Origin of the sequence: Roseibium sp., assembly GCF_965233565.1 — a bacterium.
Classification (GTDB): Bacteria; Pseudomonadota; Alphaproteobacteria; order Rhizobiales; family Stappiaceae; genus Roseibium.
This window is the reverse complement of record NZ_OZ247494.1, coordinates 5090460-5100264: the sequence shown is the minus strand read 5'-3', so window position 1 is coordinate 5100264 and position 9805 is coordinate 5090460. Positions and strand designations below refer to the sequence as shown.

At 59.5% G+C, this 9805-nt stretch carries 9 protein-coding genes and 1 tRNA gene; all 10 read right to left on the bottom strand.

Annotated features, from left to right (window positions below; genetic code table 11):
- Positions 1-122 precede the first annotated feature (122 nt).
- The 10 genes from ACO6TG_RS23260 to ACO6TG_RS23215 all read right to left on the bottom strand — a co-directional run bounded on the left by ACO6TG_RS23260 (position 123) and on the right by ACO6TG_RS23215 (position 9782).
- Positions 123-198: transfer RNA gene (locus ACO6TG_RS23260), tRNA-Phe, on the bottom strand.
- Positions 199-395: 197 nt separating this feature from the next.
- The gene (locus tag ACO6TG_RS23255) at positions 396-3278 is read right to left on the bottom strand and encodes a FecR domain-containing protein (RefSeq protein WP_422375368.1); all 2883 of its coding nucleotides are present in this window, start codon (positions 3276-3278) and stop codon (positions 396-398) included.
- A 9-nt stretch (positions 3279-3287) separates the two neighbouring features.
- Complete coding sequence (locus ACO6TG_RS23250) at positions 3288-4703, bottom strand: tetratricopeptide repeat protein (protein ID WP_422375367.1); 1416 nt, start codon at positions 4701-4703, stop codon at positions 3288-3290.
- A gap of 206 nt (positions 4704-4909) precedes the next feature.
- A complete protein-coding gene (locus ACO6TG_RS23245) occupies positions 4910-6520 on the bottom strand; it encodes a bifunctional metallophosphatase/5'-nucleotidase (RefSeq protein ID WP_422375366.1) in 1611 nt (536 codons plus the stop codon).
- A gap of 462 nt (positions 6521-6982) precedes the next feature.
- Positions 6983-7177 (bottom strand): DNA gyrase inhibitor YacG, encoded by a 195-nt coding sequence (gene yacG, locus ACO6TG_RS23240; RefSeq protein ID WP_157739121.1) that lies wholly within the window; start codon positions 7175-7177, stop codon positions 6983-6985.
- Between the two features lie 38 nt (positions 7178-7215).
- Entirely contained in the window at positions 7216-7842 is a 627-nt protein-coding gene (locus ACO6TG_RS23235) for a Maf-like protein (RefSeq protein ID WP_422375365.1), read from the bottom strand.
- A gap of 34 nt (positions 7843-7876) precedes the next feature.
- Complete coding sequence (gene infA, locus ACO6TG_RS23230) at positions 7877-8095, bottom strand: translation initiation factor IF-1 (protein WP_006939340.1); 219 nt, start codon at positions 8093-8095, stop codon at positions 7877-7879.
- 145 nt (positions 8096-8240) lie between these two features.
- Positions 8241-8831 (bottom strand): GNAT family N-acetyltransferase, encoded by a 591-nt coding sequence (locus tag ACO6TG_RS23225; RefSeq protein ID WP_422375364.1) that lies wholly within the window; start codon positions 8829-8831, stop codon positions 8241-8243.
- Between the two features lies 1 nt (position 8832).
- Positions 8833-9285: a low molecular weight phosphatase family protein gene (locus ACO6TG_RS23220; protein WP_422375363.1), complete on the bottom strand. Its 453-nt coding sequence runs from the start codon at positions 9283-9285 to the stop codon at positions 8833-8835.
- Positions 9285-9782: a UPF0262 family protein gene (locus ACO6TG_RS23215; protein WP_094074409.1), complete on the bottom strand. Its 498-nt coding sequence runs from the start codon at positions 9780-9782 to the stop codon at positions 9285-9287. Before ACO6TG_RS23215 ends, ACO6TG_RS23220 begins: the two co-directional genes overlap by 1 nt.
- Positions 9783-9805: the final 23 nt, after the last annotated feature.

The following is a 9805-nucleotide window of genomic DNA, read 5'->3' as shown; positions in this document are numbered from 1 at the left end:
ACGCCCTTTCTTCGGAGAGGGCGTTTTGACTTGTCCACGAACGAACCGCATCGCGCCGCAGTACAATAACCGCTAACAAGTAATTGTCGGCTCGAATTTCTCAGATTTCAAAAGAAGAAGAGTGGTGCCCAGAGGCGGAATCGAACCACCGACACGCGGATTTTCAATCCGCTGCTCTACCAACTGAGCTATCTGGGCTTGCTGTTCGAGGCGTCGGGGCGGGCCCTTTCGCCGAAAGCCCGGTCCTTATAGAGGCTGGATCTGACCTTGTCCAGCACCCCGGCAAAGTTTTTTGCATTTCAAACCCACCACGGCTGTTGATAACCTGAGATCTCCTCAACCTCCTGAAAAACAAACCTTTTCTCCGACGTACAGCGACAGGCCGCCCTTTGGCACTATTGCTTTTCTCCGGCGACAATGCCGGAGGCCGACCAGGTTCCCTGAACCGCGTAGAAATCACCGATGACACCCTGGTCGTTGCCGTTCGGTCCGCTGACCACAGACGTCTGCAGCTCTCCGTTCAAACCGGATGGGCCCGACAGCGGGCCGGAAAACAGGTTGCCGTCGGCAATGCTCTGTTCGGAGACCGTTGCGCTCATCGTCCTGTCGTCGAAATTGGCGATCGTTGCCGTTCCGTTTCGGGTTGAAAAGTCGAGAGACATGCTGAAATCGCCGGCCGCCAGATACTGCGATGTGCCATTGATCACATTGCCGACGGCATGCCCGGCATAGGTTGCCGTGCCCGTGTTCGGCAGATCGGCGGAGCCGGTCACCTGCCCGGCCACCCAGGTCCCGATCTGGAATGTGTCAAACCGATCGGCGGCGAAACTGCTGTCGCTGGTCTCGACCTTCGAACCCCAATAGCCCCATTCCAGAAACTCACAGGTGCACTTGGTCTTGCCGGCGAAAAGCGGCGCGTCAGCGTCGTTCACCAATGTGCTCGAAATCAGATAGCTGCTGGGCGTGGTGCCCTGTTTGACCGCAATTGTGTCACCGGTGCTGTTGGTCACGGATGTCCCGGCACCATTGGTGGTCTCGATGGCGGCAAATGTGTCCGTGTCAACGAAAACGGACTGTCCGGAACCGGACTGTTCGCCAAAGGCAAACGCATACTTGTTGACCTCGCTGTCGCTATCATTGACATCGTCGAGCGTCATGGTGGCATAAAGAGAGCCGTTCTGGCCGTCAAAGCTGATCTCGAAATCACCGACTGTGGATGTGCCAAAAACCAGTGGCCCGACGAATGGCGAGCCATAGTTGAAGCTGGATTCCAGGGCACCGGCCGCATAGCCCGTCAGCGTCCGGCTTGTACGATCCAGCGTGGAAATCTCGGTCTCGCTCGACAGTTCGGCAACATGCATTGTGCCGCTCATCTGGTCGGTGGAGATGATCCCGTTCGGCACCGAGACATAGCCGTCAGTGAAGGTTCCGCCGGCCTCCAGATTGCCGGGACCAAGCAACATGTAGTTGGCATTGTTTCCAAAGATCGTACCGCCGGTTCCGCCCTCGAGGCTCTCCACCTGCCCCCCATAAAGGGCCGCAGAGTTTGCCGCCGCCGTCCGGTGTCCTCCGCGACGTTCACCACTCAAGACCAGAGTGCCGTCTTCGTTGCCGATGTCACCCAGCGAGACAGACACAAAGGAGGCCTGACTGCTGTCTCCCGTCGACAGATACATCGACGCGGCGACGTAGCGGGCGCCGTCCAGCGTGCCCGAACTGCTTTCCAGAACCTTCAGACCGCTGCTTTTCACATTCGACAAGAAGCCCGTCCCAAGATCCTCGGCAATGGAGGGATTCAGGAAAAGGGCATTCGAGGTTGCGGCCTGCAAGGTGTCGGTTTCGCCCACCGATGCCAGCTGAAAGGCGGTCAGAACGTCCCCGTGCAGCGTATAGGACCTGACTTTTTCAGTGTCTGTGCTGTCGAACGTGTCAAAATTGGTGGCTTCGCCATAAAGGCCATAGAAATAATCGGTGCCGCCATAGTTGAAGGTCGGGTCCGGGCCGGGCTGGGTCGCAATGAAATGGACAAAATAGCCGAACCCTTCACCCGAAATCCGCTGGCCCCGTGCGTTCTGGACAATTGTGCCGTCAATTGAGGGCGCATCGGGGATGAAGCCGGTATTGTAGGCCTCGATAATATCCCCGTCTGCATTGATCGACTGCGTGAAATACTCGTTTACCGTGTCGTCCGGATCAAAAACATAGATGTTGGTCCCATCGGCTGTTCCCGTCCACAACCGGTAGGTACTAGTTTGCGTATCAGGCTGCTGGGTGAACGTGACGACCTGGTCGAAACCGGATGAGCCGCCGACAACACCCAGTGTTCCCGGCGCGAGATTGAGCGCGGCCGTGCCGTTGAAGGTCGTGCCCGCGCGCAGGATCCGAGCCTGATCCGTCGTCCCTGACTGCGCCTGTTCGGTCTTCAGATCCTGGGTCGTGGTGTCCTGGGTCAACACCTGAACCTGGAGCTGCGTGTCGACGCTTTCCTGAACGGCATTTGCGATTTGCGTGAGCGGTTTGGAGCGCGGCAAGGTCGTCACGCTCTGCAATCCCGCGATGATGCCGGACAGACCCGACCCGACGATCTGTCTGTCGGACGGCTTGCGCAGCGCGCCCCCATTCTGGGATCTGTTGGTCAGGGCCGTCTGGACGGAGCCGAAATCGGCGGCAGTGCTGCGACGGATGCGCGTTCCGCCCGACCCCACTTCCATCGCGTAACCCGCCTTGTGAATGCGGGACGTCCGGCCGTCCGGACCGGTGTAGGTAAGGTCCTTGCCGAAAATCAGTGAGAAGACGGGCGGATTGGACGTCAGGTTGAGATTGGCGATCCCTCCCCGGATGCCGATCGTCCCGACAGGTGTTTTGACTGTGACACCGCCCCGCTTCTTGCTGAGCTTGCCCCCGACGAAGCGGGCAACACCCTTGCCGAAGGTCGCAACCAACTTGCCACTGCGGGCATTCGGGTCATAGACGAATTCATCGATCACAAGGTCTGAATTGGCACCCACGGTGAACGTCGAACCGTCGACCAGCAGAACCTGAACCAGTCCGGTGCCGCTGGTCTCGATCCGCTCATTGTAAATGACATTGTCACCCAGCACCTTTGTGCTGCGCGCCCCGCCCGGCGGTGTACCGAAGGCATCCGTGTTTACGGCAGCAGCGACACCGACATCGTTGGCTTGCGCCGGCAGGCCCACTGCCACACCACTCAACAGCAGCATTGAAAACAGAGAGCCTGGAGAGAGCAACATACGGCCTGTCAGCTTGGACACGTGCATCTGTCTCTCCTAGAAGGACTTTGTCAGCGATAAAAGCGCCGACGCGTTGGAGTAGGTTGCCAGGTCATAGTTGGAATACTGACGGCGGAATTCCCCCGTCACTCCGAGGGCCAGATCCGGACGGAACGGCACCGACAGGCCGGTGCGGACCCAGCCTTCACGGTCTTCCTGCGCCATTGCCGGATCCACAAACGGATCCGGACCTTCGTAGGAGCGGTAGATAAATCCGGCCTCCAGATCCAGTGACCAGGGCTGTCGAAGCTGTTCAAACGGCGAGGCAAACCGAACCGTTGCCCCGACACCGCCACCGGCTTCCCAGCTTTGTGTCCAGGCTTCCTTGGTCTCTTCGAAATCGGCAAGCACCAGGGCACGCAGCGTGACCGTCGGCGAGACTGTCCGGGAGACCGTCGCCGCGAGACGCAGGTAGGACCCGGCGCGGTTCGACACTGTCGGAAACTCGGCTGTGTCGTTGTACCACCTGCGGCGCCATTCGATTTTGGTGTCCACCAGAACAGCCGGCGTTACCTGAGACACCAGGCGCGCGCCAACGCCGAGCGCCCCGTTGTAGTTTGCATGATTGAGACGAATGCCGGCCGCAATCGCGTAAAGGCCCAGGCGCGTGTCGTCGATATCGAACCGTTCAAGATTAAGCGACGGCCCGAAGGTCAGTTCGGCAAGCGCGGTGTCCAGCCGAACGATGTCCGCATAACGGGCACCGTAGAAAAGGAACTCGGTCTCTAGCAGGTCTCCCTGCGTGCCGATGTCGTAGGTGGCTTTAACGCGTCCGGCGAGAAAGGCATTGGTATCGGCGGTTCCCGTCGCGGTGTCATCGAGCAGGAACGTACCACCGTTGAGATCGACCCGGCGGCTGCCGGGCGCCGCATTGGCGTTGCTCTGATAGCGTATGCCGGTTACCACCGCAGCCCGAAAACTTGCCGGATCTTCCTGCTTGTCGAGCGTGGTCAGATAGAGACGGACACGTGCCTCCACTTCTGGCGGCACATTCGTGGCGTTGAGTGTCTCCTGAAAATAGAAGCGAGCGGTCTCTGTCGACCCCAACCGAAAGTAAAGGACGCCCAGCTCCAGCTGCACCCGAGGCAATCCGGGTGCGTAGATCAGCATGCGCTCGAGCGTGGCAATGGCCGCTTCATAGTCGCCGAGCAGCGACGAGACCATTGCATACTCAAATGCAGCATCGAGATCATCCGGGGAGGCCAGCATTACCTGCAAAAGAGCCGCCTGGCGTGCCGCCAGGGCTTCAGCTGTCTGAGCGCCGCCTGCGTCCGAAGCGATTTCCTGCGCAAAGGCGCCGGAGCTCGTCATCATCGGCATTGCCAGGACAAGGCACATGGCAGCAACCACGCTCCTGACGAACGCCACGCTCTCTCGTCCTGCCCAATGAGTGACCCTGATCAAAAAACTCATCTCCTGCTTCTGAAAAGCGGAGTACGCACACCTGTGAAATATCTGTCGCATGCCGGCCGTCGGGGCACGCGCCAAAACAAGCCGATATCTTAAAATTCATTTACCTTTAGGACAATGCCGCAGGCGCCTTCAAAGATCGACACACTTAACAACAAAAAGGCGCGCCGTTGCCGGCGCGCCCCGAAGCTTAATTGGCGTGTAAGAGCTTATTGCTCGGTGATCCGGCCGTCAGTAAAGGGCTTGTAGCCGTTTTGGGCAGCAATGAAGTCCGCCACGACAACTTCCAGGCCAGGACCGTAGTCATAGGCATTCATGCCGTTTTCGGCGAAAACCTTGTAGCCGTCACCGCCACCACGCATGTAGTTGTTGGAGACAACGCCGTAGGTCTTGTTTTCGTCGATCGGCACCCACTCACCGTCTTCCTGGACCTCTACGACGAGGACACGGCCTTCGTTAGCAGCCTTCTTGCGGGTCCAGGAGAATTTCAGACCGGCAACCTGCGGGAAACGACCCTTGCCTTCCTCGACCTGGGAGACACCGTTCTCAAGGGCTGCAATGACGTCCGAGCCTTTCAGCTGGAATGTCGCCAGCGTGTTCTGGAACGGCAGGACCGTCAGGACTTCGCCCATGGTGACTTCGCCGCCATCGATGGAAGCACGCAGGCCACCGCCATTCTGGATGGCGATCTGAACACCCTGGTCCTTGACGCGGTCGAGCATGGCGTCGGCGACAAGGTTGCCCATCTGGCACTCGCCGGACCGGCAGGAGCCACGATCACCATCGATAGCGGCTTCAGAGGAGCCGATGACCTTTGCCTTGAGCTCTTCGATCGGTGCGGCCAGTTCGGCAACACGGGCCAGAACCTCTTCGTCCGGGGTCACGGACGCGTCCAGCAGGATCGGCTCGCCTTCGGCCTTGATCACATTGCCGTCGTCATCCCAGGTCACGTTGATCTCGCCAAGGAACTTGCCATAGGCATAGGCCTGAACGATCGGTACGTCCTTGCCATCCGGGTTCTTGACCAGAACCGGATAAGGCCCCTTGGCACGCTCCTGGGTGTTGGACAGCAACGTGTGGGAATGACCACCGACGATCAGATCGATGCCCGGCACGGCAGCCGCAATTTCCATGTCGCGCGGCAGGCCCATGTGGGTCACGGCGATGATCTTGTTGACGCCGGCCGCCTCAAGGCTCTCGACTGCGCCTTTCAGGTAGTCCTCGGCCTGAATGAAACGCACACCTTCACCCGGGGAAGACGTATCGACGGTGTCTTCGGCCAGCGCGGAGACGATGCCGATTTTTTCGCCACCTTTTTCAACGATCAGAACGCCAGGCACCTTGCCCTTGAGCGTTGGCTCGCCGTTGACGTCGATGTTGCCGGACAGGATCGGGAATTCGGCTTTCTCGATGAAATTGGCAAGGCCTTCCGGACCGTCGTCAAATTCATGGTTGCCGACGGCCATGACGTCGATGTCCATGCCGTTCAGGAATTCAACAGCAGCATCGCCCTTGTAGGTGGTGTAGAACAGCGACCCCTGAAACTGGTCACCCGCATCAACCACGAGAACGTTCTTGCCGTCGCCATCCAGGGCTGCGCGCCGCTCGTCCAGCTTGGACTTGATCCGGGCAACACCGCCAAAACACTTGCCTTCCGCTTCAGACTCGGCATTGCAGGTGCTGTCATACTTGTTGATCGATTCAATGCGCGAATGCAGGTCGTTCAAATGCAGAACGGTCAGCGAATAATCGGCATAGGCCGCCGTTGACAGCGCCGTGGTTACGGACAGCACTGCGGCGCTCAGAATGTGTTTTTTCATCGGACCCTCGCCCTTGGATAGGTTGGTGTTGCCGTCCCGGGATACGCACCCGAGACCGGCTCCCGGTGTTGTTATTGACCGGAGCAACCACCAATTGGGCGTGTCATCTGCGATGGACACAACCGGGTTCGATGGTGCTCGGGCCGCCGGTATAGAAAGATCTTGGTGCAGTTTTGTGACAGCCGCAAGAGCTGGAGGGGGTGAAACTGAAAAAAATTTTGCTGGATAAATATTTTTGCAGAAGCGCCCAAAATTCGCGCATTTCCGCCGAACTTAAGATCGTTTTGGGGGCTCTGACGCCCGACCAGTGGTTACTCAGCCGCTTTTCGCGCCCTCAATCTGGCCACAGAGACAGGGTCTCACCCGGCATCCTGGCCAGGGAGTTCTTACGACGTTCACGGTTTGAGAGGCGTCTTGTTAGCCAGCAAATCTGTTGTTCAACAGATCAGCTCCTCCGCAGGTTCACTCCTCCGGAAAATTGCTTTCGTCGATATCGTCGGTTTCCACGACCGGAATGGTATAGCCTTCGGAAAACCAGCGATTGAGATCGATCTTGGCGCAGCGGTCGGAACAGAAGGGATAGGCCGCCGGCGTCGACAATTTGGAACAGATCGGACAGGGGCGCATGCGCCGTTCGGGTTTCTCGCTGTCTGCCAAGGGTATCTCCGTTCTTGCCGCGCGGTCGCGCCAGCCGGTCAGGCGGCCGCCGTTGCCCAACCCTGATGGACCGGGTAGCCGGCTGCGCTCAGGAGGTTGGCGGTTTCCACCAGCGGCAGGCCAACCACAGCCGGATAGGAGCCGACAAGCTTGACAACGAAGCTGCCGGCCAGTCCCTGGATCGCATACCCACCGGCCTTGCCGCGCCATTCGCCGGAGGCAATATAGTCGTCCATGTCCTTGCGGGAGAGCCGTTTGAAGCGCACCCGCGTCTCAACGAGCTTGGACCGAACCTTGCCGTTGGCCTCGGCCACGGCGACACCGGTAAAAACACGGTGTCCGCGCCCGGACAGAAGCGACAGGCACATCAGCGCCTGGTCGGTCAGCTCAGCCTTCGGCAAGGCCCTGCGACCAACTGCAACCACCGTGTCGGCGGCCAGGACAACGCTGTCACGCAACTGGTCGGAGGCGTCCGCCGTCTGGCGTACAGCTTCCGCCTTGGCCCGGGCCAAGCGCAATGCGAGGCTGCGCGGCGTTTCGTGTTTTTTGGGCGTTTCGTCGATGTCGGCCGGCAGGAGATGATCCGGTTCGAGACCGATCTGCTGCAACAGAGCCAGTCGCCGCGGCGAGGCGGAAGCCAGGATCAACTGTGGTGTAGTGCTCATCTGCGCGCCTTGCAGCCGTCACCCGATAGGCCGCTTACTTGAAGCGGTAGGTGATCCGACCCTTGGTGAGATCGTAAGGGGTCATTTCGACCAGAACCTTGTCACCCGCCAGGACGCGGATCCGGTTCTTGCGCATGCGCCCGGCGGTGTGCGCGATGATTTCGTGGTCATTTTCAAGTTTTACGCGGAACGTCGCATTCGGCAACAGTTCTGTCACGACGCCCGGAAACTCCAGAGCTTCTTCTTTGGCCATTTGATATCCTGAATAAAGCGGGCCCTGCCCGCGGGTGCCGCGGAACCTAGCGGATTAGGGGGAAAAAGTGAACCTTTCTTTCGGCTCCTGTGCAAAGAAAGGTCTCAGGGTGCAAAACACGGGCAGCGAAAGGACAATCGTCCGCTCATTTTTCCTGCGCAACGGCCTGGTGCCGCCATTCATCCTGCAGCAAAGCATAGTAAAACTCTTCGTCCCAGCCCCCCTTGAAGAGCGCATGTTCCCGGAAATGCGCCTCCCTGCGCATGCCGAGCCGTTCCATCAGGCGCCAGGACGGGTCATTGCGGGCGTCGCAACGGCCGAAGATTCGATGCAGGCCGAGATCCGCAAATCCGATGCGCAGCAATGCTCCGACAGCCTCCGTCGCATATCCCTTTCCCTGGTGGGCCGGGTGCATGGAGAAACCGATCATTCCCTGGCGGGCTGCCGCGTCGGTCACCTGCAGCATGACATCGCCAATCAGATCCCCGCTCTCGCGGATCTCCACGGCGAGTTCAAGTGTCCCCTCCCCGTTCAGGCGATAGAGCGTCACCCACTCTGCGAGCTTCAAGCGGATCTCCTCAAGGCTGCGCGGCTCCCAGAACTGATACCGAGCAACCTCCGGAAGCGACTGATAGGCATGAACGGCAGCGGCATCGGTTTCCCGAAACGGCCGCAGCAAAAGCCGATCCGTCGTCAGGGGATCCGTGATCTCGATAACCAGGTCTTTCGGTTTCATCTTATCCACTCGGCGGCGGGGCCCACTCGAGCCGCTTCTTGATGCGCATCATCAGCTGATCGCGCACCGCTCTGTATTCGGACAGAATCTGGTCCCGGCTGCCGGTCGCCAGTGTCGGGTCCATGGTCGGCCAGTACTCCACCTCGACAGCGTCGGTGCGTGTCATGTCCAGGGCCTTGTGGTGGGCCTCAGGCGCCAGGGTCACGACCAGGTCGAAACCCGATTCGTCGAGATCTTCAAATGTCTTGGGCTGATGCCGGCTCATGTCGATGCCGATCTCGGCCATGATGGCATCCACGAACGGGTCGATCTTGCCGGAGCGCACGCCCGCCGAGCGCACATAGATCTGGCCGGGAAAGAGTTTTTCCGTCAGGGCCTCGGCCATGGGAGAGCGTACGGAATTCATCCCGCACGCAAAAAGAACCGCAGTCGGACGCAGGCCCGGCCCGGTCATCAGCCCTTCCAGTGCAACGCGTAGACGAGGGTAAACAGACGCCGTGCGGTCTGCATGTCGACCTCGATTTTGCCGGAAAGCCGCTCCATCAGGATCGCGGAGCCCTCATTGTGAACGCCGCGGCGGCCCATGTCGATCGCCTCGATCTGGCTCGGCGTCGCGTGCCGGATCGCCTCGTAATAGCTTTCGCAGATCAGATCGTAATCCTTGACGATCTTGCGCAGAGGCGACAGGGACAGGACATGCGTGACCACCTCGCCGTCATCCTCGGTGCGAATTCGCAAGACGAGCTTTTTTTCGACCACCGAGAGATTGAGCACATAATTCGCGGTGGGATGCCCCACCGGCTGGAACGTGTTTTCCTCAATCAGGTCATAGATCGCAACGGCACGGTCGTGCTCGACTTCAGGCGTCGAGCGGGCAATGGAGGCTTCATCCAGGACCACGTCCACCAGCCGGCTGCCGGTCTGCTGTGGATCGGATTGCGGTTCGCTCATCCTGATGAAGCCTCTTTGTTCTG